General features: G+C 58.5%; 28 protein-coding genes. 26 read left to right on the forward strand and 2 right to left on the reverse strand.

The genetic code is table 11. The features are described from left to right. Positions 1-287: 287 nt before the first annotated feature. A complete protein-coding gene (locus BLQ12_RS09500) occupies positions 288-776 on the reverse strand; it encodes a GNAT family N-acetyltransferase (RefSeq protein ID WP_092210403.1) in 489 nt (162 codons plus the stop codon). A 608-nt stretch (positions 777-1,384) separates the two neighbouring features. Between BLQ12_RS09500 and BLQ12_RS09505 the strand changes: the two genes are divergently transcribed. Together BLQ12_RS09505 and BLQ12_RS09510 are read left to right on the forward strand one after the other, a co-directional pair. Further along, on the forward strand, positions 1,385-1,876 hold the full coding sequence (locus BLQ12_RS09505) for an SRPBCC family protein (protein WP_092210404.1): 492 nt from the start codon (positions 1,385-1,387) through the stop codon (positions 1,874-1,876). After that, on the forward strand, positions 1,873-2,499 hold the full coding sequence (locus BLQ12_RS09510; protein WP_092210405.1) for a hypothetical protein: 627 nt from the start codon (positions 1,873-1,875) through the stop codon (positions 2,497-2,499). Before BLQ12_RS09505 ends, BLQ12_RS09510 begins: the two co-directional genes overlap by 4 nt. 102 nt (positions 2,500-2,601) lie before the next feature. On the opposite strand, the gene BLQ12_RS09515 is transcribed toward BLQ12_RS09510, so the two are convergent. Beyond that, positions 2,602-3,429: a hemerythrin domain-containing protein gene (locus tag BLQ12_RS09515; RefSeq protein WP_092210406.1), complete on the reverse strand. Its 828-nt coding sequence runs from the start codon at positions 3,427-3,429 to the stop codon at positions 2,602-2,604. A gap of 587 nt (positions 3,430-4,016) precedes the next feature. Between BLQ12_RS09515 and eutH the strand changes: the two genes are divergently transcribed. The 24 genes from eutH to BLQ12_RS09635 form a co-directional block, all read left to right on the forward strand. Further along, the gene (gene eutH, locus BLQ12_RS09520) at positions 4,017-5,249 is read left to right on the forward strand and encodes an ethanolamine utilization protein EutH (RefSeq protein WP_092210407.1); all 1,233 of its coding nucleotides are present in this window, start codon (positions 4,017-4,019) and stop codon (positions 5,247-5,249) included. 711 nt (positions 5,250-5,960) lie between these two features. Beyond that, entirely contained in the window at positions 5,961-6,320 is a 360-nt protein-coding gene (locus BLQ12_RS09525) for a BMC domain-containing protein (RefSeq protein WP_302846764.1), read from the forward strand. Between the two features lie 3 nt (positions 6,321-6,323). Continuing rightward, entirely contained in the window at positions 6,324-6,764 is a 441-nt protein-coding gene (locus tag BLQ12_RS09530) for a EutP/PduV family microcompartment system protein (RefSeq protein WP_092210409.1), read from the forward strand. A gap of 61 nt (positions 6,765-6,825) precedes the next feature. Beyond that, a complete protein-coding gene (locus tag BLQ12_RS09535) occupies positions 6,826-7,395 on the forward strand; it encodes an ANTAR domain-containing response regulator (protein WP_092210410.1) in 570 nt (189 codons plus the stop codon). A 30-nt stretch (positions 7,396-7,425) separates the two neighbouring features. Further along, positions 7,426-8,889, forward strand: a complete 1,464-nt coding sequence (locus BLQ12_RS09540; protein WP_092210443.1) for a sensor histidine kinase — start codon at positions 7,426-7,428, stop codon at positions 8,887-8,889. Between the two features lie 192 nt (positions 8,890-9,081). Further along, entirely contained in the window at positions 9,082-10,512 is a 1,431-nt protein-coding gene (gene eutA / locus BLQ12_RS09545; protein WP_092210411.1) for an ethanolamine ammonia-lyase reactivating factor EutA, read from the forward strand. 170 nt (positions 10,513-10,682) lie between these two features. Then, a complete protein-coding gene (eat, locus tag BLQ12_RS09550) occupies positions 10,683-12,143 on the forward strand; it encodes an ethanolamine permease (protein ID WP_092210412.1) in 1,461 nt (486 codons plus the stop codon). Between the two features lie 543 nt (positions 12,144-12,686). Continuing rightward, complete coding sequence (locus BLQ12_RS09555; RefSeq protein ID WP_092210413.1) at positions 12,687-14,051, forward strand: ethanolamine ammonia-lyase subunit EutB; 1,365 nt, start codon at positions 12,687-12,689, stop codon at positions 14,049-14,051. 14 nt (positions 14,052-14,065) lie between these two features. Then, complete coding sequence (gene eutC, locus BLQ12_RS09560) at positions 14,066-14,938, forward strand: ethanolamine ammonia-lyase subunit EutC (RefSeq protein WP_175469617.1); 873 nt, start codon at positions 14,066-14,068, stop codon at positions 14,936-14,938. Positions 14,939-14,961: 23 nt separating this feature from the next. Further along, positions 14,962-15,615: an ethanolamine utilization microcompartment protein EutL gene (eutL, locus tag BLQ12_RS09565; RefSeq protein ID WP_092210414.1), complete on the forward strand. Its 654-nt coding sequence runs from the start codon at positions 14,962-14,964 to the stop codon at positions 15,613-15,615. A 15-nt stretch (positions 15,616-15,630) separates the two neighbouring features. Beyond that, complete coding sequence (locus tag BLQ12_RS28495) at positions 15,631-16,239, forward strand: BMC domain-containing protein (RefSeq protein ID WP_092210415.1); 609 nt, start codon at positions 15,631-15,633, stop codon at positions 16,237-16,239. A 14-nt stretch (positions 16,240-16,253) separates the two neighbouring features. Continuing rightward, on the forward strand, positions 16,254-17,696 hold the full coding sequence (locus BLQ12_RS09575; RefSeq protein WP_092210416.1) for an acetaldehyde dehydrogenase (acetylating): 1,443 nt from the start codon (positions 16,254-16,256) through the stop codon (positions 17,694-17,696). Positions 17,697-17,840: 144 nt separating this feature from the next. After that, positions 17,841-18,125, forward strand: a complete 285-nt coding sequence (gene eutM, locus BLQ12_RS09580; protein ID WP_092210417.1) for an ethanolamine utilization microcompartment protein EutM — start codon at positions 17,841-17,843, stop codon at positions 18,123-18,125. A 6-nt stretch (positions 18,126-18,131) separates the two neighbouring features. Continuing rightward, entirely contained in the window at positions 18,132-18,908 is a 777-nt protein-coding gene (locus BLQ12_RS09585; RefSeq protein WP_092210418.1) for a cobalamin adenosyltransferase family protein, read from the forward strand. Between the two features lie 8 nt (positions 18,909-18,916). Further along, positions 18,917-19,579: a phosphate propanoyltransferase gene (locus tag BLQ12_RS09590; RefSeq protein ID WP_092210419.1), complete on the forward strand. Its 663-nt coding sequence runs from the start codon at positions 18,917-18,919 to the stop codon at positions 19,577-19,579. Further along, a complete protein-coding gene (gene eutJ / locus BLQ12_RS09595) occupies positions 19,579-20,433 on the forward strand; it encodes an ethanolamine utilization protein EutJ (protein ID WP_092210420.1) in 855 nt (284 codons plus the stop codon). Before BLQ12_RS09590 ends, eutJ begins: the two co-directional genes overlap by 1 nt. Beyond that, positions 20,423-21,013 carry a hypothetical protein gene (locus BLQ12_RS09600; RefSeq protein WP_092210421.1) on the forward strand — a complete coding sequence of 197 codons (591 nt, stop codon included), beginning with the start codon at positions 20,423-20,425 and terminating at the stop codon, positions 21,011-21,013. Before eutJ ends, BLQ12_RS09600 begins: the two co-directional genes overlap by 11 nt. A 54-nt stretch (positions 21,014-21,067) precedes the next feature. Continuing rightward, the gene (locus BLQ12_RS09605; protein ID WP_092210422.1) at positions 21,068-21,343 is read left to right on the forward strand and encodes a EutN/CcmL family microcompartment protein; all 276 of its coding nucleotides are present in this window, start codon (positions 21,068-21,070) and stop codon (positions 21,341-21,343) included. Between the two features lie 3 nt (positions 21,344-21,346). Further along, positions 21,347-21,892, forward strand: a complete 546-nt coding sequence (locus tag BLQ12_RS09610) for a BMC domain-containing protein (protein ID WP_092210423.1) — start codon at positions 21,347-21,349, stop codon at positions 21,890-21,892. A gap of 39 nt (positions 21,893-21,931) precedes the next feature. Next, on the forward strand, positions 21,932-22,210 hold the full coding sequence (locus BLQ12_RS09615; RefSeq protein ID WP_092210424.1) for a hypothetical protein: 279 nt from the start codon (positions 21,932-21,934) through the stop codon (positions 22,208-22,210). 106 nt (positions 22,211-22,316) lie between these two features. Continuing rightward, positions 22,317-22,595, forward strand: coding sequence for an ethanolamine utilization microcompartment protein EutM (gene eutM / locus BLQ12_RS09620; RefSeq protein WP_152004558.1), 279 nt, complete (start codon positions 22,317-22,319; stop codon positions 22,593-22,595). 277 nt (positions 22,596-22,872) lie between these two features. After that, positions 22,873-23,325 (forward strand): cupin domain-containing protein, encoded by a 453-nt coding sequence (locus BLQ12_RS09625; protein ID WP_092210426.1) that lies wholly within the window; start codon positions 22,873-22,875, stop codon positions 23,323-23,325. A gap of 15 nt (positions 23,326-23,340) precedes the next feature. Beyond that, a complete protein-coding gene (locus tag BLQ12_RS09630) occupies positions 23,341-24,450 on the forward strand; it encodes a 1-propanol dehydrogenase PduQ (RefSeq protein WP_092210427.1) in 1,110 nt (369 codons plus the stop codon). A gap of 17 nt (positions 24,451-24,467) precedes the next feature. Beyond that, positions 24,468-25,222: SLBB domain-containing protein (locus tag BLQ12_RS09635; RefSeq protein ID WP_175469618.1), on the forward strand; the 755-nt coding region annotated here is incomplete at its 3' end.

Consider the following 25,222-nt stretch of genomic DNA (forward strand, 5'->3'; position numbering starts at 1 on the left):
GGAAAGGCGCGGCAAGAGGTACATGGTCAAATAGTGAAAGGGTGCCGCAGTGGTTTGGCCTGAGGCACGAGGGATAACACGCTGTGGTAATCCGCTTTCACGGTGGTTCACCTTGTCGCCGGAGGCTAAGCTTTTAAAAAGTTTAATAAACAGGCTTAAAAAAAAGGTCAGTTTAATCTGAATCAATAGCGTATGTGATTTTTCCTGAGGAACGAAGGGGAAAGCGCATTCGCAACCTGCTTTCGAGGTGGCACACCTCGCCGCCGGAGGCAGCTTTTGTTTTTTCTTTACACAGGGAGGGGGGAGACCATGTAGACGGCATCGTCTCCATAGCTTTCCAGGGCGTCGTCAACGGCTGCCGGGGTAAACCCGTGACGCGTCCAGAAGGGGGCGCTTTTCTGGACCGATGTCAGGGCCATTCGATTCAGGCCGTTTGCAACGGCACAGGCGGTGAGGGCCCGCACAAGAAGCGATGCGGCGCCGGAGCCTCGGGCTCCCTTTGAAACGGCCACGTCATGGATGTAGAGGAGGTCCGGGCTGATGCCTTCGTCAAGGGGTATCCCCAGGGCCGGTGCATGGCCCTGTCTCCAGGGGTGGGACAAGGCATACCCGATGATGCCTGAGGGGCCTTCCGCCACAAGGCAGGTGTCCGGGGAGAATGCCCACCTGCTTTTGAGGGCTTCCAGGCTTTCCCTGAAGTGCTGGGCGTAACACTCACGCTGGATGTCAAGTATCCGGGGCCAGTCGGTTTCTGCGATGGGTCTGTGCGTTGTCATGGGTAGTGGCTCGTTCACCCGCCCCTTCCTGTGCTGAACCGGGAAGGGGCGAGTCAGGCGTTAGCCCTCTGAGAGGGATATTTTTTTATTTTTCTTTTCTAACTTGGCCTGTCTTTTTTCTTTGAGGGTTTTTTGCGGTTTTTTTTTGACGTCACGTCTGGATTCACCTGATTTTGACATATGTCCTCGGCGTATTGATGGAAGTCTTCCTCTTTCAATCGGCTCCGGCGGTGGCGGAAAGCGTCATCGTGGGTGTCCCCGTTCTGGGTGTCGTCCTTGTAAGAGGGTGAGGCGACACCCCCACCTTGCCCCCGGCCCGGGGGACTGTCAAGCACCGGCGTGTGGTTTTTTTTGATGTGAGCTCTGCGCTGTCGGTTTGGTGCTGGCTGTTGGACGCAGCGTTCCCCTGGCCTTGAAAAAATGTGCCGCTTGTATCGGGTGGGATGGGGCAAGGTCCCGTTGCCTTCAAAAATAACAGCAGCCGGAGTGCACGGTGACTTGCCGCTTCTCACCCGAAGGTTGCTGTGTTACTGTGCCGGACTCGTACGTGACGCCGGCGGGGCTCATGGAACGGGTATAGCAGTGGCTTTGGGATAAGGCAGGTCGACGTGGGGGTTGCATGGCTGGATCGGTGGCGAAGCTACCGCTTTGAAGAAGAGTGGGTGGTTGAAGCGCCTGTGAAGACCGTCTGGGACGGGATGCTTCACGTGGAGGCGTGGCCCGGCTGGTGGCAGGGGCTGGAGTCTTCCGAGTCCTCTGATGCGCTTCCTCCCGGCATGGCGGGCAAGCAGTACACCACACGCTGGAAGGGGGCCTTGCCCTATGGTCTGGATATCCGGGCTGTGCTTCGGGAAGTCACCGACCAGGCGTATATCTCTGCCGACATCCATGGGGACATCGAAGGGCATTGCTCGTGCTGTATTGAGAAGAGCCGCCGGGGCACCCGGGGGCAGTTTTCGCTTCAGGTGCGGACCGCCCGGCCCTGGATGAGCCTTTTGTCTCCCTTTTTAAAAAGCTATTTTACGGAAAACCACAAGCGCCTCATGGCCGAGGGCATGCGCGGATTTTCCCGGTATGTGAGCGAAGGAGTCGTCCCATGATCCGCCGCGTCGCATCCTTGTTGTTGCTTTTGGCCTGCCTGGCCGTGGTGCCACCCGTGTGGGGAGAGGAGCTGCCTCTCCTTGACCGGATGCTGGAGCGCTTCGATGCCCTGGACCACTACACCACCCTGTTGGACTCGGAAGGGGAGGACGGCCGCAACCGCATCATTTATACCTACAAGAAGCCGGGTTATATCCGCATGGACTTTATCCGTCCCCACAAGGGTGCCCGCCTGATCTACAACCCCCATGAAAACACGGTCTCCCTTCGTCCCTTTGCGACCCGTTTGCTGACACTCACCCTTGCGCCGGACAATCGATTGATCACCGACCCCAAGGGGCACACCGTGGACCGCTCCGATATCGGGGCCCTGATTCGCTCAGCCCAGCGTTACGGCCGGGAAGGGACGGTGACTCGCCTGCCTCCGGAATCGGTGGGTACCCACCTCTGCCCCAGGATTCTTGTGGAAGGCAAGCAGGTCACCTATCTGCTGTGGGTCCACCCGGAGCTCCAGCTGCCCATCAAGGTTGTGAAGCTTTTTGCCAACGGCAACCGTGAGACGGTATTTTTAAGGAACCTCGTGGTGGACGGCCCCCTCGATAGTGCTGTGTTCGAGCCCTGATTCCGGGGCGGCCGGGCACTTTCCCGGTACCCGGGGTGCCTCCGGCCGCTTTTCCTTGCCAGGCCAGACCCACAGCCACAGCCTTAGCCCTTCAGCCCTTCGTTACCCATTGACAATTTCGCCCACCGCCAGTGTCAGTTTCTGTATGGCCTTTTCGTTGGATTCAAGGATAGGAAACAGCTCGGTGAGTTCCCGGGTGGCGTGATTTTTCAAGTTCTCCAGGTACCCCTCTACTTTTTCGTTGATCCCTTTTTCCCGCAACCCTTCTCCGGGCTGGAGTCCCTGAACGGCTTCGATGATTCGGTTCAGCTCCAGGTCCAACTCCGTGTGCTCCTGGGTCAACTCCGTGATGAGGCCGTGGAATTCGGTGGGGAGATGGATGAGTCCTGTTTTAAAAAGCAGTTTTTCTTCAATGTAAAAGTGGGTGGAGAGTTCTTTCTGCATGAGGTCAAGAACTGTCTCGATCTCCAGGGGGCCTGTCCCGTCCGCAGCATCCGCAAGGATTCCCTGGACCACCATCACGTACTGGGTGATGATTTTGTGCTCCGAGGCAATTCGCTGGACAACGTTGTCCATGGCAGAGTTGGGGCTTTGTTCAGGTGCTTTTAAAGAGTCGATGAAGGAGAGGAAGGGGGCCATGCCGTCTGTGCTGATTTTCAGCACGACGACCCCGGAAAGGAAATCACCGCTATCTGTTTGCGTGGTGTGGATGCTCCGGCCTTTGAAGTGGATGGGGGTGTCGTCTACCCGTATGGCCAGATCCAGGGCTTCCCCCTCGGGGATGGCTTCGTCGGACATGAGGAGAAAACCTGTTTTACAGAGATTGCGCGTCGTTCCTTTTTTGTATTCAGGGGACGACGCCAATCGGTAGGAGATGGTCTGGTGCGTTTTGTAGCGCTCGTGGCTTCGTTTCTCAAGCTGATTCGTCATGTAGGCCAACCTTGGTTACGGGTGATTTTTTTCTCTTATCATAAGCGAGGCTCGTTCGTATGGAAAGCCATAAGGAGACGGTAAGGAATAATTATTTAATCCAATATTCCTCGCCCCTTCGCCCACAGGCGCCAACAGGGCGCTGTCAAGGGCAGGGGCCGGGAGAAACAGCTTAAGCGGTTTGCCCGTGACCTGCGGATGGGTGGTCAGGCAGGCCCGGGAAAATCCCCGGAAGGGGAGGGGTTCCCCCAGGGGGGAAGGCTTAAAGCAATAACCGGACCAATTATGAACATTGTTTGTAAAATAAAATTATTCAATATGGTCTCTTGTCAATGTGAGTTTATCTGTGTTAAAGATTTCTAAAAATTGGAGTAGGGCGGCACAAAGGCGTGCTGCTGATATGAGTCGATGAAGCTTGCTACCGGGAGAAGAATACCCCAGTTGCAAGTTTTTTTTTGGCCAAAATTATCGGGTAATTGCAAGAAGAGGATAATTTTTGGTCGCACCTTTGACATCCGTCCAGCCGATATTGGGCGGAGCAGGTTGGCGATCCACCACAGACTTTTGTAGAATTTAGGAGTTTTGTCATGGGCAACATTGGTCAAATTATTATTTACATCATTATGATCTGCGCTGTTCTGGGTGCATTTTCATACATCAAGGATGATGAGAGCCCCCTTGGGCAGGAGTTCCTTGAGGGTCTTCACAGCATCGGTCCCATCTTCATCCCCACCGCCGGTATCCTTGCTGCCAGCCCCTACCTGTCCGCCTTCGTAAAAAGCGTATGCGGTCCCATGTTCAATGCCATCGGTGCTGACCCTGCCATTGCAGCCACCACCATCATTGCCGTTGATATGGGTGGTTACCAGCTTGCCGATGTCCTGGCTCTTTCCCGCGAAGGCTGGATCATGGCCATGGTTGTTGGTTACATGTCCGGTGCAACCATCGTCTTCTCTATCCCCGTGGGTCTTACCATGCTGGATAAAAAAGACCACAAATACATGGCTCTCGGTGTCATGGCCGGTCTCCTCAGTATTCCCATCGGTGTCTTCATTTCCTGCAGCATGCTCTCCATCTCCGACATGATGGTTCGCGGCATGATCTCCGTAAACGCCGAATCAGCCTTTGCTCTGGGTCTTACGTTCAAGATGATTTTCCTGAACCTCATGCCCCTGACCATTTTCTGTGTGAGTCTTGCAATCGGTCTGAAGATGGTCCCCAATACCATGATCAAGGGCTTTCTCTTCTTCGGTCGCAGCATGAACATCGCTCTGACCCTGGTGCTTGTCTTCTCCATCGTTGAATACTTCACCGGGTTCTTCGCCAACGTCTTCGGTTCCTGGGGTTTTGACCCCATCATCGCGGACGAGGCAGACAACTTCCGTGCCCTGGAAGTTGCAGGCTTTATCGGGATCATGCTCTGCGGTGCCTTCCCCATGGTTTACCTGATCAAGAAGTACGCAGCCGGTCCCATGGACAAGGTGGGTCACATGGTTGGTCTTGAGAGCACCGGTGCTGCCGGTATCCTCGCCGCCGCCGCCAACATCCTTGCCATGTTCCGCCTCATCGCCGACATGCGTCCCAAGGACAAGGTTCTGTGTGTTGCCTTCTCCGTATGCGCCGCCTTTACCTTTGGCGATCACCTCTCCTTTACCGCCAACTTCCAGCCCAACATGATCCTTCCGGTCATGGCCGGCAAGCTCCTCGGCGGGGCTTCTGGTTTCGGTCTGGCGTACCTTCTCTCTGTTCCCGCGGCCCTGGCCCTGGAGAAAGAAGAGGAAGAAAACGGCGCACCCGAAGAGGTTTGCGCCGCTGCCTGATCCGCGCATTGACTGCGGATGTGTCCTGCAAGTGACGATGGGTCCGCCATGGGCTGACAATCGTCCGCATATTCCGGACACCGCGACGTAAGATCCATATGGCCGCACACATTATGTGTGCGGCCATTTTTTGTTGTGTTGTGTGCCTGTCGGGTTGCTCATGGCATGAAGGGGTCGAAACGGGGCTGGGGTCCATATTTACGGCGGGTTATTCGGCGCGGGGTTTGGGTGGTCTGGTTGGGTTTTGTTGTGTGGTGTTCTCTTTGTAGTAACATGTGGATCAAAGGATTTCGGGGCAGGGTGTCTGTGTGAAATTTGGCATGTGATTTGCACGATGTGTTTACAGCCTAACTCCTTGATGTCATGTTGGATGGTACTTTCACGGGCCGGTGTCTGTGGCAGGGCCCGCGGCCAGCTTTTTTTGCTGAAAAATTTGAGAAGCTTTCAGGGGTTAGTTAATGGTGCTCTGGCGAAAATATATCGTTAATGCAAGGCGTTCCGATCTTTGTTGCAGCCTTTGAAAGGGGTTGGACATCAGGACGAACCGTCTGTGTTGAAAAAAAGGCTTGTCAATTTTCATGTGGTTATGGTACGCACTAAACAACTTATTTTGTTACACAACGAAGTGTAATATCAGCAGCGATGATGCTTGTTTCGGGGGAGAGAATGTCTGGTCCCCGGTACAAGCTTTTTTTGTTTTTGGGGGACGATGTGATAGTTGACGCAAGCGAACAGAAGCAACGGGTAATTCAAGAGTATGTGCCGGGTAAACAGGTGACCCTGGCCCATGTGATCGCCAGCCCCCACAAAAGTATTTACATGAAGCTCGGGCTGGATGACGAGGCGGGTGACGCCATCGGGATCCTGACCATTACGCCGAGTGAAGGGGTGATCATTGCCGCAGACATCGCCACCAAGGCGGCAGGGGTCGAGATCGGTTTTCTGGACCGGTTCGGCGGCTCCCTGGTCCTGGTGGGGGATGTGTCCAGCGTGGAATCGGCCCTTAAAGGGGTCCTTGACTACTTTGACGAGGTGCTGCATTACGCCTCCGTCGAAATGACACGGTCCTGATCCATGGCAGACGGCACGAAACAGAAAAAGATGATGCTCATCGGCGAATCCGGGGTGGGCAAAACCACCTTGATTCAGGTGCTCTCGGGAGAGGGTTTCTCATCGAAGAAGACCCAGGCCGTTGAGTTTTGTGGCCGGTTCATTGACACCCCCGGAGAGTTTCTTGAAAACAGGCGGTTTTATCCGGCCCTGATCACCTCGTCGGCAGATTGCGATGTGGTGGCCATGGTGCAGGACGCCACGCGGATCAGCAGCTTGTTTCCACCACAGTTTTCCACTATTTTCACCCGGAAAGTCATCGGGATCGTGACCAAGATCGATGTCGAAGGCTGCAACGTGGAAAGGGCGGAACGATTCCTGGCAAACGCCGGGGTAAAAGAGATTATCCGGTCAAGTTCAAAGACGAACGTCGGCCTTGATATATTGCAGGAGTTGTTGGCCTGAAACCATGAAGGACGCGTCCTTATTTCAGGCGGCACACGAAACACGCAGGAGTTAAGAAAGCATGGGGTACAGAATTGTCATAGCGGATGACGAGCCCATCACCCGCATGGACATTCGGGAAATTCTCGAAGGGGCCGGCTACGAGGTGCTGGGTGAGGCGTCCGACGGCTTTGATGCCGTGGAGATGTGCCGCAAGCACAAACCGGATCTGGTGTTGATGGACATCAAGATGCCGCTTCTGGACGGACTCAAGGCGTCCCGTATGATCCGGGACGAAAACACCGCAGGGGGAATCCTTCTCCTGACGGCGTACAGCGGCAAAGAGTTTGTGGAACAGGCCAAGGATGTCGGCGTCATGGGCTATGTTGTAAAGCCCGTGAAAGAAGAATCCCTCTTGCCCATGGTGGAGATTGCCGTGGCCAAGGGCGCTGAGATTGCCAAAATTGAAAGCGACATGCAGAAAGCCCAGGGGCAGCTCGAAGGCCGGAAGATGGTGGAGCGCGCCAAGGGGATCCTGATGAAGGCCTACAACATCAGTGAAGAGGTGGCCTACAACAGGATCCGGAAGCTGAGCATGGACAAGCGGTGCTCCATGAAGGAGATCGCAAAGGTTATCGTTTTAAACGGGTAACCGGATAGAAGGGAATCAATGGGGATTCACATGATCGAAGAACTTTGCTGCAAACACAACGACCTCACCGCCAAGGATATCGCCAAGCTGAAATCCGTGGCGGAGAACCTCGGGATGATAGCCGACTGCACGGGCGCGGATATTTTTATAGACTGCATCACGCGCGACCCGGACGAGGCGGTGGTTGTGGCCCAGGCCAAGCCCAACAGCCAGGAGTCCCTGTACAAGGGGTCCGTGGTGGGGGAGCTGGCCTACCGGAGCAAAGAGCCTGCGGTCCTGAGAACCCTGGATGTGGGCATGCCCACTTCCGACATGTGGGCCGTGACCCAGGAGAACAAGAACGTTCGCCAGAACGTCTCGCCCATCAAGAACGACGAAGGCCGCGTCATCGGCGTGCTCATTGCGGAGAAGGACATCACCGACCATGTGAAGACCAAGAACAACCTCTCGGTCCTTTCCCGCACCACCGAGCAGCTGATGGAGGCCCTGATGACATCGCGTCACCGGGACCACAACCTGCCGTACCACGACAGCGACGGCATCGTGATGTTCAACGAATCCGGCATCTCCACCTACGCCAACCCGGTGGCCGAGACCATTTACCGGAAGCTCGGGTACCTGGACAAGCTGGAGGGGATCCATTTTTCCAACATGGCCCTGGACCAGGTGGTGTTCCAGGATGTCCTTGAAAAAAGGCAGCTGAGCCACAATGAAGTCAAGGTGGGCAGCCTGGTGTTGAACCTGAAATACGCCGTGATGAAGAACAGGGATTTCAACGTATCGGGAGTTGTGATGCTGATGAGGGATGAGACGGACGTCAAAGCCAAAGAGAAGGAGCTGATTCTCAAGTCCGTGGCCATCAGGGAGATTCACCACCGGGTGAAGAACAACCTGCAGACCATCGCCAGTCTTCTCAGGCTCCAGTCCCGGCGTGTGGACAACGTCTCGGCAAAGACCGCCTTCAGCGAGAGCATCAGCCGCGTGCTGAGCATCGCGGCCACCCACGAGATCCTCGCCCAGAACGGCGTGGACGACGTGGACCTTCTTACCATGCTCCAGCGCATCAAGAGCAGCATCGTGGATTACTCTGTGGTGGGGGGCAAGGAGGTTCGGATCTCCATTCAGGGAGACACCTTCATGTGCAACTCCGATACGGCCACCTCCATTGCCCTGGTCACCAACGAGGTGATCCAGAACAGCTTGAAGCACGCCTTCAAGGGGCGGGAAAAGGGCACCATCTGCGTGGAGATCTGCAAGGCTTCCACCTACGGCAATATTGTTATCACCGATGATGGTGTGGGCTTTGACGTGGGGCAGGTGAGGGAAGGGGCTTTGGGGACTCGGATTGTCAACAGCATTGTTAAAGACAAGCTCCACGGAACCCTCACCACCGCGTCGGGAGACGGGGGCACCAAGGTGCTCTTTGACTTTCCCCTGGATGAGGCCACGAGTCAGGATAATCCTGAATACCCGAGCCTGACGCAAACGAACTGAACACACCCGGGGGGCCGGTCAGACCGGCGTAACCCGTAGAGAAAAAAATAGGAAGTCTCCACAATGGGGTGGGGACGCCAAAAGGCGATGAAGCCTGGAGAAGCCGCAGACCGTTGCGGAGATCTTCAGGCTTTTTTTGTTTTTGGACCGCAGACATAAGGTCAGGATCGCAGAAAGGGACGGAGTTTATCCATGAAAGAGAGCATCTTAAGCGTCGGTATTGATATCGGTACCTCCACCACTCAGTTGGTTTTCAGCCGGATCACCATTGAAAACACGGCCTCCATGATATCCGTTCCCCGCATCAAGATCGCCGATAAAGAGGTCATTTACCGAAGCGATATCCACTTTACCCCTTTGAAATCCACCACCGAAATCGATGGGGAGAAGGTACGCCTCATCGTCAAGCACGAGTACGAGAAGGCAGGGGTTACCCCGGAGCAGGTCCAGACCGGGGCCGTCATCATCACCGGTGAGACCGCCCGGAAAGAAAACGCCGCCGAGGTACAGAAAGCCCTCTCCCATTTTGCCGGAGAGTTTGTGGTGGCAACGGCAGGGCCCGCCCTTGAGGGCATCATCGCAGGAAAAGGGGCCAACGCCTCGGGGGAGTCCAAGAAACGCGGGGCCGTGGTGGCCAACCTCGACATCGGCGGGGGAACCACCAACATCGCGGTCTTCGACAATGGCGAGGTTATCGACACCAGCTGCCTTGATATCGGCGGGCGGCTCATCAAGGTGGACGGCGGTAAGATCGCCTACATCTCCGAGAAGATGAAAAAACTGGCCGAGTCCAATCATATTCCCGTTGCCGTTGGGCAGGCCGTGGACCGGGGGTTTCTCACCAAGATCGCCATGCGCATGAGCGAACTCCTGGAAGAGGTGATGGGCATCCGGCCCGCCACAGACGACCTGGCCCTGATCTGCACCGACAAGGATCTCCGGCGTGACTACACCATCGATTACGTCACCATCTCCGGCGGGGTGGCCGACTGCCTGACAGAGGAGATTACCTGCGACACCTTTTTATACGGGGACATCGGCCTGCTGCTGGGCCAGGCCATTGCCCACTCCCTCATCGGGGAAGGCATTCCCGTCCTGGCATCCGCCGAAACCATCGGCGCCACGGTGGTGGGGGCCGGTTCCCACACCACGGACATCAGCGGAAGCACCATCTCCGTGAGCTGCACCTGCCTTCCCCTCCAGAACATTCCCGTTCTGAAGCTGTCCCGGGAGGACGAAGCCCTTCCCTTTGAGTCCTGGGGCGGGATCATTCGGGACAAGGTGGCCTGGTACAGGCTCCAGGAAGGGGAGAAGCAGATGCCGGCTCTGGCCTTCAAGGGGCCCAGGGACATCGGCTTTGAGCAGATCCATGTCCTTGCTGAGAGCATCCTCGAGGGCATGGATGCGGTGATGCAGGAGGACGCTCCCCTGACCGTGGTGGTTGAAAACGACCTGGCCAAGGCCCTGGGCCAGACCCTCCAGATCAAGCTGGGGGATCGCAAAGAGGTCATCTGCATCGACACGGTAAAGGTTGAAAACGGCGACTACATCGACATCGGTCGCAAGCTTGCCGGGGGCAACGTGGTCCCCGTCATCGTCAAGACATTGTTGTTCAGCTATTGAGATGGCGACGCAACACAGGAATCACCTGGCGACGGTAAGCCCTTAAGGGCTTACCGCTTCGCCAAAAGAAATAAAGGAGGGCGATAGAAGAGACGAGACAGAGCAGACGGTTTTATTGATGAAGTCGACGAGATGATTTTTTCAAGAATACTGTTTTTCAAGGAGGCGTTATGTCAGGCAACAGTGCGGTAAAAGTTCAAGACGATTATTACGCGCAGAGGGAATTGAAAAAAGGAGCGGCAGGTTGGGTCCTTCTCTCCTTTCTGGGCGTTGCTTACGTGATTTCCGGTGATTTTGCCGGGTGGAACTTTGGTATCGAAAAAGCTGGGTGGGGTGGTCTTCTCATCGCCACGGTCCTCATGGCAGTCATGTACACCAGCATGGTGCTCGCAGAGGCCGAGCTGGCAACCATCATGCCCTCGGCGGGCGGCGGATCCGAGTTTGCCAAGCGGGCCTTCGGCCCCCTGGGCGGATACATCACAGGCACGGCGATTCTTCTGGAATACGCCATCGCCCCTGCAGCCATTGCTTGTTTCATTGCCGGGTACTGCGGCTCCCTCTTCGGCGCCGGAGGCTCCCTCATCGGCATGGTGCCCGAGGCCATGCAGGGCGGTGTCTCCATACTGCTGGGCGGCACCTGGATGACCAAGGCTCTTTTTTACGGCATCTTTGTGGGTGTTCACCTCTACGGCGTGGGCGAGGCCCTGACCTTGATCATGGTGGTTACCGTTATTGCCGTGGCCGCCCTTGTGGCCTTCATCGTCTCGATGATCCCCCATTTCAACATGGCCAACCTCTTTGACATGAAGCCCGCGGCCGATGTGGCAGGCGCAACCGCCTTTCTGCCCAACGGCTGGCTCGGGGTCTGGGCGGCGCTTCCCTTCGGGATGTGGTTTTTCCTCGGGGTGGAAGGGGTGCCCCTGGCCGCGGAAGAGTGCCAGGATCCTACCAAGGACATGCCGAAGGCCATTATTGTTTCCATGACCACGCTTCTGATCTTTGCCGCTCTGATCCTCTTTTTCGGGCCCGGCGGCTCCTCGGCTTTTCTTATCCGTGACGCGGCCGACCCCCTCATCGGGGCCATCCAGTCTCCCAACGCCTACGGCGGGCCGACCTTTGTCAGCCGCCTGATCAACGTGGTGGGCCTGGCCGGTCTCGTGGCCAGCTTCTTCTCGCTCATCTACGGCGCATCCCGGCAGTTTTTTGCCATGAGCCGTGCGGGCATGCTGCCCACATTTTTGTCCCTTACCGGGACGCGCAAGACCCCGTATGTCTCGCTCATCGTTATCGGGTCCATCGGGTTTGCCCTCTCCCTTGTGGTGGACGGCGACAGCCTGCTGGTGGTGGCGGTATTCGGTGCCTCCATCTCCTACATCATGATGACGGCATCTCACTATGTGTTGCGCGTCAAGGAGCCCGACCTTCACCGTCCCTACAGGACCCCGGGGGGCAAGATCACCTCCGGCGTCAGCACCGTCCTTGGCTGTTTCGCTTTTGTGGCCTGTTACCTGGCCAACGCCAAGATGACCATGATCGCAGCCCTCGTCTTCGTGCTGCTGATTGTTTACTACCTGGTCTACAGTCGTCATCACCTCATCGACTACGACCCGTCCGAAGACGACTTGAATTAGGTTTTACATCATCGGCCGGCTCCGGAGCGTCACAGCCCGGGCCGACCGATGAGGCAACATATGATGACATGACGGCCCCGCCCAGGCGGGGCCGTCCAAAGCGGATTCCCTTACAAAGGCGTTCGGGAGAAGTGCACCACGGTGGAAGGACGGGCCCATGTCCGCCCTCCGCCGAGCTCGGCAGGAGCGCACGCGTTCGACTCAATGGCGACTCGACACGCAGGCGACCCGCAGCATCGAAAGAGGCGCCGAGCTGTCGAAGCGCCATGCAGCGCAGGTGTTTTGCCGTTTCTGCGTCATGTAAGGGAACAGGCCGACCTTGAACGGGGTGGGGCCTGCAAACTCCAATTTGCCCGATGACTTTGGCCGCATTACCGGAAGAGGTGTGTGCCTTGTTTCCTTACTCCAACGAAACACCCTGCTCATGGGAGACTTCCATGTCCGTCAGGCATGATCCCGCACTCTGTGCACTCGTCATTGGTTGAGGCGTGCGCAGGAAATAACGACGCAGCGTTTTACTCTACTTAAGATAAGGACGTACACATGAGATTGAAAACAACCCTTTTCGGGGCCGTCTATGAGTTCAAGGATCTCTATGATGTCATGGCCAAGGCCAATGAGGAGAAGTCCGGTGACCGCCTTGCCGGCCTTGCCGCTGCTTCCGTCACGGAGATGGTCGCCGCCAAAGAGATCTTGAGCAATATCACCCTGGCAGATATCCGAAACAATCCCGCGGTGCCCTACGAAGAGGATGAAGTGACCCGGATTATCCAGGACGACCTCAACGAGAAGATCTACGGCGCCATGAAAAACTGGACCGTGGCAGAGCTTCGCGAATGGATTCTCTCTTCCGAAACCACCGGCGCCGACCTGCTTCGTGCCTCCCGCGGTTTGACCTCCGAGATGATCTCGGCCGTCACCAAGCTCATGAGCAACATGGACCTGGTTTACGGTGCCAAGAAGATCACCATCACCGCCAAGTGCAACACCACCATCGGTCTGCCCGGCACACTGGCCTGGCGCCTTCAGCCCAACCACACCACCGACGATCCCGACGGCATCCGCATCTCCACCCTGGAGGGCCTCTCCTACGGTTCCGGTGACGCGGTGATCGGCCTGAACCCGGTGAACGACACCACCGACTCCTGCCTGAACATCCTCACCATGTTCCGCGAGATCATGGATGAGTATGAGATCCCGACCCAGAACTGCGTGCTGGCCCACGTCACCACACAGATGGACGCCATTCGAAAGGGCGCTCCCTGCGACATGATCTTCCAGTCCATCGCAGGCTCCCAGAAGGGCAACGAAGACTTCGGCGTCTCCGCCTCGCTTCTCTCCGAAGCCCACGACCTGATGCTGAAAGAGGGCACCTCCGTCGGTCCCAACGTCATGTACTTTGAAACCGGCCAGGGCTCCGAGCTCTCCTCCGACGCCCACCACGGCGTGGACCAGCTCACCATGGAAGCCCGCTGCTACGGTTTTGCCCGTCACTACAACCCCTTCATGGTCAACACCGTGGTCGGGTTTATCGGTCCCGAGTACCTCTACGACGCCAAGCAGGTGACCCGTGCTGGCCTCGAAGACCACTTCATGGGCAAGCTCTCCGGCATCTCCATGGGTGTGGACGCCTGCTACACCAACCACATGAAGGCCGACCAGAACGACATAGAAAACCTGGGCATGCTCCTGTGCGCGGCGGGTGTGAACTACCTCATCTCCGTTCCCCAGGGCGACGACATCATGCTCATGTATCAGTGCCCCGGCTACCACGAGACCCCCGCCCTGCGTGAGATTATGGGTCTGCGTCCTGTTCCCGAGTTCGAAGCCTGGCTCGAGAAGATGGGCCTCATGGAAAACGGTAAAATGACCCGCCGCGCAGGCGACGCGTCCCTTTTCATTCGATAGCAGGGAGGATCGACGTGATTACAGAAGACAAACTTAAAAATATCATCGCTGAGGTGCTGACCACCATGGACAGCTCTGATGCAGCTCCGGTCGCTTCTGACGAGCCTTGTGCCGCAGCCTCCTGCGAAGTGGGCGAGGACCTGGCTGCCGTCGACCTTCGCAAGCAGCTCCTGGTTCCCGAGCCCAACAACCGCGAGGCCTACCTCAAGATGAAGGCCACCACCCCGGCCCGTATCGGGATCTGGCGCACAGGGCCCCGGTACTTAACCGGAAGCTCCCTGCGTTTCCGCGCCGACCACGCTGTGGCCCAGGACGCGGTCTTCAGCAACGTCTGCCCCGATTTCATCAAGGAGTGGGGCCTGCTGGAGCTCAAGACCCAGTGCGCCGACAAGGACGAGTATCTCACCCGCCCCGACCTGGGTCGCAAGCTCGATGACGAAAGCATCGCCAAGGCCAAGGCCGAGTGCAAGATGAACCCCACGGTTCAGTTTGTGGTCATCGACGGCCTGAGTTCCACCGCCATCGAGACCAACGCCAAGGACACCATGGCCGCAGCGCTTCAGGGCTTGAAGAACCACGGCATCGAAACCGGTACGCCCTTTTTCATCCGCTATGCCCGCGTGCCATCCATGGACAGCGCCTCGGAAGCAACCCAGCCCCAGGTAACCGTCGCCCTCGTGGGCGAGCGCCCGGGCCTGGCCACCGGCGAGTCCATGAGTGCCTACATGGTGTACCAGTGCCGCGAAGGGATTTCCGAATCCAAACGCACCATCATCTCCAACATCCACAAGGGCGGGACCCCCGCCGTTGAGGCCGGTGCACAGATTGCGGATATCGTTAAAAAGATGCTCGAGCAGAAAGCAAGCGGCATCGATCTTCAAATTTAAGAAGACCAAGGAGACATGAACACATGAAAGGTGATGCACTTCGCACGACCGTCCTGAGTGTCAAGATGATACCCAACGTGGATTCGGACATGATCAAGCGCCTGGAGCTGCCCGAAGGGCACCGAAGCATCGGCATGATCACCACCGACTGCGATGACGTGGGGTACACCGCCATCGACGAAGCCACCAAAAAGGCCGACGTCAAGGTGGCTTATGCCAAAAGCTTTTATGGTGGGGCAGACAACGCCAGCACCAAGCTCGCCGGTGAATTCATCGGCATCCTCTCCGGCCCCAACCCGGCCGAGGTGAAGAGCGGGGTCAACGCGGCCATCGAGTTCATCGAAAACGACGCCTGCTTTTACAGCGCCAACGACGATGACTCCATCCCCTACTATGCCCACTGCGTCTCCCGTACCGGCTCTTTTCTGTCCGATCTGGGCGGCATCCCCGAAGGAGAGGCCATGGCATACCTCATCGCCCCTCCCATCGAGGCGATCTACGCCCTGGATGCGGCCCTGAAAGCAGCGGACGTGGAGATGGTGGAATTTTTCGGTCCCCCTTCAGAGACCAACTTCGGCGGGGGCCTGCTCACCGGGAGCCAGTCCGCCTGCAAGGCGGCCTGTGACGCCTTTGCCGACGCCGTGATCCATGTGGCCGACAATCCCCTGAAATACTAATAGCGGGAGGCCCTTATGAACGGCAAGGCGTTAGGAATTATCGAGACCGTGGGACTTGTTCCCGCCGTGGAAGCCGGTGACGTGGCGGTGAAGACCGCCGATGTCACCATCATGGGTTCCCAGGCGGTGGGCGGTGGCCTGGTCTCCATCCTGATGAAAGGCGATGTGTCCGCCGTCAAGGCATCCGTGGATGCCGGCAGCACGGCGGCCGCCCGCCTGGGTGAGGTTCTCTCCGTTACCGTCATCGCCCGGACCGCCGAAGGCCTTGAAGGCATATTGATCGAAGAGGGAAAACGCCCCGCGTGTATTCCCGGGCCCAAGGCCCCCGTCGACGTCCCGCCGGAGCCGGTCGCCCACCGCGAGGTGGAATCAGCTGAGGCTCCTGCGCCGGTGGCGGTGTCTGTCCAGGGCACCGACCAGGCGAAGGAACCCGCGTCCGCTTCGGATGCCGGGGACGCCCCGGGCTTCGACATGGCAGACCTGAAAAAAATGAAAGTGACCAAACTGAGGCGCCTCGCCCGGCAGCTTCCCTCCTTTTCCATTGCGAGGGGGGAGATCAAGTATGCCAAGAAGAAAGACCTTCTTGAGGCGTTTGTGCAATACATGAAGACATTAGAGAAGTAAGAGAGGACGTGAAGATGGTAGATAAGGATTTGCTCTCAATTCAGGAGACTCGAGCCCTGGTCCGTGCGGCACGCGCTGCGCAGCCCACGCTCCCCCAGGCCGGTCAGGAGCGTGTGGACGCGCTGATTGAGGCCATTGCCAAGGTGGGTGCCGAGATGGCCGAAGAGCTGGGCAAGATGGCCAGCGAAGAGACCGGTTACGGCAAGTGGCAGGACAAGAAACAGAAGAACATTCTCGCCTCTGAGAAATTGGTCAGCTACTACCGCGGCACCAAGACCATCGGCATCATCAACGAGGACACCGAGCGTAAAATCGTTGAGATTGCAGCTCCCATGGGCGTCATCGCGGGTCTTATCCCCTCCACCAACCCCACGAGCACCACGATGTACAAGGCCATCATCTCTCTTATGAGCGGCAACGGCATCGTATTCTCCCCGCATCCCACCGCGGTGAAGTGCATCACGGCCACCGTCAACATGATCCGCGGCGTTCTCAAGGCCATGGATTTCCCTGAAGATCTCGTAGGCGTCATCAGCGTTCCCACCATGCAGGGCACCGATGAGTTGATGAAGATCACCGACATGATCCTGGCCACCGGCGGCAACGCCATGGTCAAGGCGGCATACAGCTCCGGCACCCCCGCCCTGGGTGTGGGCTCCGGCAACGTGCCCGCCTTCATCGAGCGCAGCGCCGATGTGGATGTGGCGGTCCAGAAGATCCTGTCCTCTAAAACCTTTGACAACGGCACGGTGTGCGCTTCCGAGCAGTCCATCGTTACCGAGGCCTGCATCGCAGACAAGGTAAAAGCCAGCGTCATCGCCCAGGGCGGCTACTTCTTGGAAGGGGAGAAGCTGGACAAGGTCAAGCGCATCATGGAGCGCGGCAACGGTTCCATGAACCCTGCCATCGTAGGCCGCTGTGCAGCCGACATCGCAAAGGTCGCCGGCATCGAGATTCCCGCGGGCACCACCCTGCTGCTCTGCGACGAGCCCGGCGTGGGTCCCAAATTCCCCTTCTCCAAGGAGAAGCTCACCGCCCTGCTCGGTTTCTACGTGGTCAACGACTGGCAGGAAGCCTGCGAGCTCTGCTACAAGCTCCTGATGAACGGCGGACTGGGACACTCCATCGGTATCCATTCCAACAACGAGACCGTGATCCGTGAGTTTGCCCTCAAAAAGCCCGTGTCCCGTTGCCTGGTCAACACCCCCACCACCCAGGGCGCTGTGGGCATCACCACCAACATGGCTCCCTCCCTCACCCTCGGGTGCGGTACCGTGGGCGGCAGCGCCACCTCCGAGAACGTGGGACCCCAGCAGCTCTTCAACATCCGTCGCATGGCCTACGGCCTGGACGATGCAGCTGCAACCACCGGTTCGGCTCCGGCTGAGAACATCGACGTGCAGGCCGTGACCAACATGATCATGGAGCAGCTCAAGAAGATGAGCGGCACCGTTTAATCACGACGTGATTCACCCCTTGCGGGGTTTTGAAACCTGCCGCTTACGGCCGGTTTCCCATGGATTCTGGCAAGCAAATTGCTTTGCTCAGTGGCAGGTTTTTAAAACGAACGATTTTAATACGATAACACGAGGAGAAAACACATGAGTTCACAGAACGCTCTTGGAATGATCGAAACCCGAGGTCTTGTAGGCGCAGTGGAAGCAGCAGACGCCATGGTAAAAGCAGCCAACGTCACCCTCATCGGCCGCAGCCAGGTGGGTGCAGGTCTTGTGACCGTGATGGTTCGCGGTGACGTGGGCGCCGTCAAGGCCGCCACCGATGCCGGTGCCGCAGCCGCCGATCGTGTGGGCGAGCTCATCAGTGTACACGTTATTCCCCGTCCCCACGGTGAAGTGGAACTGATTCTTCCCAAAATCGAAGGATAATAAGTCATGAAAGTCATATCGGAATCCTATCTGAGAGATCTCTTCAGAAAGGACGTTCCTGAGACTTTCAGGCTGGAGGAGGGTCAGATCCTGACCCCCTCCGCATCCCAGCTTCTCGGTGAGAAGGGGGTCAAGGTCGTCAGGGGCGTTGAAGAGCCATGCACTTCACAGCCCGGGGCCGCCCCGAAGAAGACAGAGGCGGAAGGGAAGACAGAAGAAACCAAGGTGGCCGGCCCCAGGTATGTGTCGGCCATCGACGGCGGCCTTTATGAGACGAAGCCCGAGCACATGACGCAGCTCACGGGCAACCGGCTGGTCCCCAAGGACCATCCGCGTATCGTGTTCAGGGGACGCCTCGACACCTGCCAGGGGGAGATCCTCCTGCTGCAGGCCAAAGCCCATGATGCCGGGAAAAAAGCCCTGGTGGCGGATCTCTCCGAGATCCTTGAGTGGACCCGGGACATCATGCGCCGAGATGTCCTGGACACCCCGGTTCCGGACAAGCCCATCCTCGGGTTGTCCGACGCAGAGCTCAGGGCCCATTCCCACAACCCGAAAAAGTACTACGGGGTAGGGCACCTGCTTCCCGCATACGACATGGGTGAGATGATTTTAAGGCTCAACCGCCTGCGGGCCCAGATTCGGGAAATGGAAGTTTCGGCCGTCAGTGCACTGAAAGAGACCTTTCATTTGGATAAGCCCGACATCGTCCAGGCTCTGAATCGCATGAGCAGCGCCATTTACATCATGATGCTCAAAGACAAAGGCGGCATGTACACGTAGGAGAACAGATGGATCAGACAATCGTAGAAGATATTATCAAGAAGGTCATGGCCCAGGTGGGCAGCACCGGCACCCCGGAGTCATCGGTTGCCGGGGACGCCATCCCGGTGGAGCTTTCCGGACGCCATGTCCATCTGTGTGAAGAGGACATCAAAGAGCTGTTCGGCGCACCTTTGACCCATGTCAAAGAGCTCTCCCAGCCGGGTCAGTATCTCTGCAAGGAGCGGGTCCGCCTTATCGGGCCCAGCGGCGTCATCGACAACGTGGCGGTCTTAGGGCCGGCCCGGCCCAAGAGCCAGGTGGAGCTCTCCCTCACCGACGCACGAATCTTAGGGATCAAGGCCCCGGTACGCCAGTCCGGCGACGTGGCCGGGACCCCCGGCATCGTGCTCACCTCCGGCAGCGGCCTGGCAGGATTGGAAGAGGGGGTGATCGTTGCCGCCCGCCACATCCACATGTCCCCGGCCGATGCGGCCCGGTTCGGTGTCTCCGACAACCAGAAGGTCGACGTCCACATGGACGGAAGCCGCCCGGCGGTGTTCAAGGATGTCATCGTGCGTGTGAACAAGGATTTTCGCCTGGCCATGCACATCGACTTTGACGAAGCCAACAGCTGCGGCCTGGGCAAAAACGCCCGAGGCAAGATTGTGGGCGTAACCCAGGAGGCCTAATGGTGGACTTTTCATCCGTTGATCGGACCATTGCCGATCTTGAAACGTGTCTTAAAACCACTCGGGAGGTGTCTCCCACCGAAGAGCTCCTTGTGGGCGTGGACTTAGGTACCGCCTACATTGTGCTGGTCGTCATGAACAGCAAAAAGGAGCCCGTGGCCTGTGCCATGGAGTTTGCCCAGGTGATCAAAGATGGCCTGGTGGTGGACTACATCGGCGCCATGACGGTGGTGAAACGCCTGAAAGCCCAGCTGGAGGAACGGCTCGGACGGGAACTGGAGAAGGCGGCCATCGCCGTGCCTCCGGGGACCGGTGAGTCCGATTGCAAGACCCACGGCTATGTGGTGGAGGGCGCGGGGATGGAAGTCACCAACCTGCTGGATGAGCCCACGGCGGCCAATGCCGTCCTGGGGGTTGAAAACGGTGTCATCGTCGATATCGGCGGCGGGACCACCGGCCTCTCCATCCTGGAGAACGGCAAGGTGGTCTACGTAGCCGACGAAGCCACGGGCGGAACCCATCTGTCCCTCGTGCTTTCCGGGGCTTACAAAGTGAGCTTTGAGGAAGCCGAGGACATCAAGAAGGACAACACGCGGCACAAGGAGATCTTTGCCGCGGTCCGGCCCGTGATTCAAAAGATGGCCACCATCGTGAAAGGGCACATCGAGGGGCGGAACATAAAATCCGTCTACCTCGTGGGAGGCACCTGCTGCCTCACCGGCATGGAGACCGTGTTCGAAAAAGAGCTCGGCATTCCGGTCCACAAGCCGGCCAACCCCTTTCTCGTGACCCCCATGGGCATTGCCCTGAGCTCCGTGCTTACGGGCGAACAGGAGACAAACCATGGATGTTGAAGCACTGGTGAAAGCCATTGCCATCGAAGTCCTCAAGCAGGTGAACGGGGACAGCGAGACCACCCGTGTTCTTATCATCGGTGAGAAGACCTGCCCGAAATGCCAGGCCGTCCAAAAACGGCTGGGCAAAGGGCACACCTTTCTCTACCCCGATGAGGACCCGGGCCCCGGCGAAACACTGCGGCGCATCGTGCCCTACCTCTCCATTCGCCACATGGCGGACATGGCCTCCGGCAAAGCCGACGGGCCCCTTATGGAGACGGCATTTCGCGCCATGCTGGCCGGCCAGACGGTGGAGGTGGTGGAGTTTGAATACAAACGCCACGCCGATACCGCTCCGGAAGGCCTCATGCGGCTCTTCGAAGGTCAGGAAGCGGCCCTTGCGGGCTACGGCCTTGTTGCCATGGATGTGACGAAGCGCGATTCCGTCAGGATCAGGAAGCCCCTGGTGACGGAAGCGGACGTGGCAGAAGCCGGTGGGCAGGGCGCAAAGGAGCTTCGGCTCCCTGCGGACGCCCAGGTCACACCCCTGGCTGTGGAGAGCGCCAAAGACCTTGGCATCACCCTTTCCCGGGGATAACAACGGAAGGGCCATGACCACCCGGCCTTTCCACCAGCATACGAGGCGACCAGGATGATAATTGGCAAAGTGATCGGCAATGTGTGGGCCACACGAAAAGAAGAGGGCCTGAGCGGCATGAAACTGATGGTGGTCAGGCGCATAGACGCCTGCACCAACGAAGAACTCGAGACCCTCGTGGCCGTGGACTTCATCGGTGCGGGCATCGGCGAAAGGGTTCTTGTGGCCACGGGCAGCTCGGCTCGAAACGCCGGCGCCATTACCGATGCACCTGTGGATGCCACCATCGTCGGGATTATCGATGAGGTCGAGGTCCGGGAAGGGGTGTAGGCGATGGATTCCCTGGGACTCATAGAGAGCCGAAGCATCGCCGCAGGCGCGGTCCTTGCCGACATCATGGTCAAGGCCGCAGGGGTCACCCTGCTCAAGGCCGGGACCATCTGTTCCGGCCGGTACCTGATCCATGTGGGCGGCGATCGGGAATCCGTGGCCACTTCGGTGAAAGCTGCCGAAGGGGCCGGCTACTCCCTTGCGGGAAGCTACACCATCGGAGGCGTTTCCCAGGAGGTGCTGGATGTTCTGAAGCACAGCCCCACCGTCACCCACTGCGGCGCCATCGGCGTGGTGGAGTGCCGGACCGCCTCTTCGGGGGTGGCTGCCGCCGACCAGGCCGTCAAACGATCCGACGCGCTTCTTGCACGGATCGTCACGGGCAACGGCATCAACGGAAAATCGTATTTTGTGATGACAGGTGATGTGGCCTCCGTGGAAGAGTCGGTTGCGGCGGCAAGAGAGACCCTTGGAAAAGACCTTGTGGAGGCGGTGGTGATTCCGTCGCCCGACTCCTCGGTCGTCAATGCGTTGGTGAGGCGTCTGTAACCCGTTTGCGGGGGCCTTGCACAAATAACGAGGTGAATTATGGCAAAAAAACTTGTGAGCGAAAAGGGTGTGGATGAGATCATCGTGGGCGGCAGCGTCTACATGGACGGCTCCATAATCCTGACCCCCGGCGCCAAAGATGTTTTACGCAACAAAGGCGTCACCATCGTCTACGGCCCCAGGCCCGAGACGAGTGAAGAAGACCGGCTTGAGGCCATGGTCGCCGATCTCCTGAAAAAAGAGTACGGCATCACCGACGATGCCCAGGTAAAGGCGGTGAGCTCCAAAGTGGTCGAGATGATCAAGAACAACGCTTAGGTGTTGAGGGCGCTATGCCCGAGACAGGGCGCCTTGGACACGGGTGTGTACGGGCGCGGCAATGCCTTCGGGCAGTCAACCCAATTTTTATATAGAGGAGAGAACAATGAAAGCACTTGGAATGGTCGAAACCAAAGGTCTTGTGGGAGCCATCGAAGCAGCGGACGCCATGGTCAAAGCAGCCAACGTCGAGCTGGTTGGACGTGAGCAGGTAGGCTCCGGTCTTGTCACCGCCATGGTCCGCGGGGACGTAGGCGCCGTCAAGGCAGCCACCGACGCCGGCGCAGCAGCAGCCGACCGTGTGGGCGAGCTCGTCAGCGTACACGTGATTCCCCGTCCCCACTCTGAAGTGGAGCTGATCCTCCCCCAGAAGCGCGAAGCATAGGGATGTGTGCCGGCGGCCCCTTCGGGGTGCCGCCGGCAGCCCTCGCGTGCCCGGGCAAGGGGAGGACCCTTTGGGGGTTGTCTTCTTCTCCAGACACGTGACGGCAGAACGCCACGTACTGCCATCTTGAATGCATGCCAACCGAAAGCGGACAGATGTCCGCTTTGTATGAACCGACGCGGCGGGAGGCGGCGTGGTCAGTGACCTTGTGGTAGCCACATCAGGTCGCCGGCCCTTGTCATCACCCCGAACCATCGCACCGGAAAAGGAGTTCCACATGGGTATCAATGAAAAAGTCCTTGAAGATCTGATTCGAAAAGTGGTGGCCGAGCAGCTCGGCGGCGCCAAGGCACCGGCCTTTACCAAGGTCGTGGACGAAAAAAGCGGCGTTCTCTGCGTAAAGACCGAGACCGTGAAGCCTGAGCCCTTCGACACAGGCAAAGCCGGAGACAAAGTCTTTCTCACCGACATCGTGACCCTGGACGAGAGCCCCCGCCTCGGCTGCGGCATCATGGAGATGGAGACCACCTCCTTTGACTGGACCCTGAAGTACGACGAAGTGGACTACATCATCGACGGAACCCTGGAGATCGTCATCGACGGCCGCAAGGTGGTTGGCAACAAAGGGGACATCATCTTTATCCCCAAGAACACCTCCATCGCCTTCAGCGTTCCCGAGTCCGCCCGTTTCATGTATGTCACCTATCCCGCAGATTGGGAATCTCAGTAACCGGAGGACGCAGCCTTGACACAATTTAACGGGCGCACCCAGATCTGTTACGGCGAAAACGCCATCAACACCCTGGAGAAGCTGACGGGGCGCCATGCCTTTATCGTCACCGATCCCTTCATGGTGAAGATCGGTTTTGCCGACCGCATCATCAGCGGGCTGGAGCGCGCAAACATCAGCAGCTGCGTGTACGACAAGGTGGAGCCCGACCCCTCCCTGGAGACCGTGCGTGAAGGCACGGTGAAACTGCTTGCCGACGGGGCGGACCTGATCATCGCCCTGGGGGGCGGCTCGGCCATCGACGCGGCCAAGGCCATCATGTACTTCGCCTACAAGGCGGACCCGGCCAAGGGCAAGCCCCAGCTGGTGGTGATTCCCACCACCAGCGGCACCGGCTCCGAGGTCACCGCCGTCACCGTGGTCACCGACACCGAACAGCAGATGAAGATCCCCCTTATGGATCCCCTGCTTATCCCCGACATGGCGGTGCTCGATGCCCGGTTTACCCGGTCGGTGCCCCCGTCGGTGACGGCCACCACGGGCATGGATGTCCTCACCCACGCCCTGGAGGCCTTTGTCTCCACACCGGCCAACGCCTTCACCGACCTGTACGCGGTGCACGCCATCAAGTACGTTTTCCGCTACCTCCTGCGCTGTTACCGCAACGGCGACGACATGGAGGCGCGTCAGAACATGCTCCTGGCCTCCTGCATGGCGGGCATGGCCTTTAACAACAGCGGCCTGGGCGTGGCCCACAGCATCGCCCACACCCTGGGGGGGCTGTTTCACATCCCCCACGGCAAGGCCAACGCCGTCTTGCTCCCGTACGTCATCCGCTTCAACAGCTTTGACGTCCGGGACCGCTACCGCACCATCGCCAAGAAGCTCGAGCTCCCCTGCGAGACCGTGGAGCAGGGCAACGAGAGCCTCATCGAGGCGGTGCGCTGGCTCAACAGCCAGATGGGCATCCCCAATCGGATCCGGGACCTGGGCATCAAGGAGGACGATTTCCAGACCTCCCTTGAAACCATGGCCCGCCACGCCATGGACGACGCCTGCACGCCCACCAACCCGAGGCGTCCCTCCTTGAGGGATATCCGGCAGTTGCTGCGCAAAGCGTACTAATCAAAATGGAATGTCATATGAGAGATCAGATTGTAGAGAAGGTAAAGAACGCCGGCGTGGTAGGCGCCGGTGGCGCCGGGTTCCCGACGCATGTGAAGATCAACGCAACGGTGGACACGGTCCTTGTCAACGGTGCCTCCTGCGAGCCCCTTCTGATGAGCGACCCCTACATCATGGAGCATGAGCTCGATATCATGATTGAGGGGTTGAACGCCGTGCTGGACGCCACGGGCGCTTCCCGCGGGGTCATCTGCATCAAGGGAAAACACGCCAAGGCCCTTCAGACCATCAAGGACGCCGTGGCCAAAGACACCAGCGGTCGCCTGGAAGCCTTTGAGCTGAGGGACTTCTACCCGGCAGGGGACGAGCAGGTCCTGGTCCGTGAGGTCACCGGCCGCACCGTGCCCGAGGCGGGGATTCCCCTCCAGGTGGGGGTGGTGGTGAGCAACACCGAGTCCCTTTATAATATCGCAAACGCCATGAAGGACATCCCGCTCACCGAGCGTTACGTCACCGTCACCGGTGAGGTAGGGCAGGACATGGTGGTGAAGGTACCCGTGGGCACCATCGTCTCCGACCTCCTGGAGTTCGCGGGGGGCCCAAAAATTTCCGACTACCGCGTGGTGGACGGCGGGCCCATGATGGGGCGCGTCCTTCCCGACACGGATCAGCCCGTCACCAAGGTGACCAGCGGACTCATCGTCCTGGACCCCGAGCACAACGTGGTCAAGGGCAAGATCAAGGATCCGGCGGCCATCAAGCGCATCACCGG

It is taken from the genome of Desulfoluna spongiiphila, assembly GCF_900101345.1.
In the GTDB taxonomy this organism is placed as follows: Bacteria; Desulfobacterota; Desulfobacteria; order Desulfobacterales; family Desulfolunaceae; genus Desulfoluna; species Desulfoluna spongiiphila.

Excerpts from the sequence above, each read along its gene's own strand:
- BLQ12_RS09615 (WP_092210424.1), top strand. The coding sequence starts at position 21,932 with ATGGCAAAAAAACTTGTGAGCGAAAAGGGTGTGGATGAGATCATCGTG.
- BLQ12_RS09500 (WP_092210403.1), bottom strand. The coding sequence starts at position 776 with ATGACAACGCACAGACCCATCGCAGAAACCGACTGGCCCCGGATACTT.
- BLQ12_RS09625 (WP_092210426.1), top strand. The coding sequence starts at position 22,873 with ATGGGTATCAATGAAAAAGTCCTTGAAGATCTGATTCGAAAAGTGGTG.
- eutA (WP_092210411.1), top strand. The coding sequence starts at position 9,082 with ATGAAAGAGAGCATCTTAAGCGTCGGTATTGATATCGGTACCTCCACC.
- eutH (WP_092210407.1), top strand. The coding sequence starts at position 4,017 with ATGGGCAACATTGGTCAAATTATTATTTACATCATTATGATCTGCGCT.
- BLQ12_RS09555 (WP_092210413.1), top strand. The coding sequence starts at position 12,687 with ATGAGATTGAAAACAACCCTTTTCGGGGCCGTCTATGAGTTCAAGGAT.
- BLQ12_RS09600 (WP_092210421.1), top strand. The coding sequence starts at position 20,423 with ATGGATGTTGAAGCACTGGTGAAAGCCATTGCCATCGAAGTCCTCAAG.
- BLQ12_RS09585 (WP_092210418.1), top strand. The coding sequence starts at position 18,132 with ATGAAAGTCATATCGGAATCCTATCTGAGAGATCTCTTCAGAAAGGAC.
- BLQ12_RS09535 (WP_092210410.1), top strand. The coding sequence starts at position 6,826 with ATGGGGTACAGAATTGTCATAGCGGATGACGAGCCCATCACCCGCATG.
- BLQ12_RS09510 (WP_092210405.1), top strand. The coding sequence starts at position 1,873 with ATGATCCGCCGCGTCGCATCCTTGTTGTTGCTTTTGGCCTGCCTGGCC.
- eat (WP_092210412.1), top strand. The coding sequence starts at position 10,683 with ATGTCAGGCAACAGTGCGGTAAAAGTTCAAGACGATTATTACGCGCAG.
- BLQ12_RS09530 (WP_092210409.1), top strand. The coding sequence starts at position 6,324 with ATGGCAGACGGCACGAAACAGAAAAAGATGATGCTCATCGGCGAATCC.
- eutL (WP_092210414.1), top strand. The coding sequence starts at position 14,962 with ATGAAAGGTGATGCACTTCGCACGACCGTCCTGAGTGTCAAGATGATA.
- BLQ12_RS28495 (WP_092210415.1), top strand. The coding sequence starts at position 15,631 with ATGAACGGCAAGGCGTTAGGAATTATCGAGACCGTGGGACTTGTTCCC.
- BLQ12_RS09575 (WP_092210416.1), top strand. The coding sequence starts at position 16,254 with ATGGTAGATAAGGATTTGCTCTCAATTCAGGAGACTCGAGCCCTGGTC.
- eutM (WP_152004558.1), top strand. The coding sequence starts at position 22,317 with ATGAAAGCACTTGGAATGGTCGAAACCAAAGGTCTTGTGGGAGCCATC.
- BLQ12_RS09540 (WP_092210443.1), top strand. The coding sequence starts at position 7,426 with ATGATCGAAGAACTTTGCTGCAAACACAACGACCTCACCGCCAAGGAT.
- BLQ12_RS09590 (WP_092210419.1), top strand. The coding sequence starts at position 18,917 with ATGGATCAGACAATCGTAGAAGATATTATCAAGAAGGTCATGGCCCAG.
- eutM (WP_092210417.1), top strand. The coding sequence starts at position 17,841 with ATGAGTTCACAGAACGCTCTTGGAATGATCGAAACCCGAGGTCTTGTA.
- eutJ (WP_092210420.1), top strand. The coding sequence starts at position 19,579 with ATGGTGGACTTTTCATCCGTTGATCGGACCATTGCCGATCTTGAAACG.
- BLQ12_RS09515 (WP_092210406.1), bottom strand. The coding sequence starts at position 3,429 with ATGACGAATCAGCTTGAGAAACGAAGCCACGAGCGCTACAAAACGCAC.
- BLQ12_RS09610 (WP_092210423.1), top strand. The coding sequence starts at position 21,347 with ATGGATTCCCTGGGACTCATAGAGAGCCGAAGCATCGCCGCAGGCGCG.
- BLQ12_RS09605 (WP_092210422.1), top strand. The coding sequence starts at position 21,068 with ATGATAATTGGCAAAGTGATCGGCAATGTGTGGGCCACACGAAAAGAA.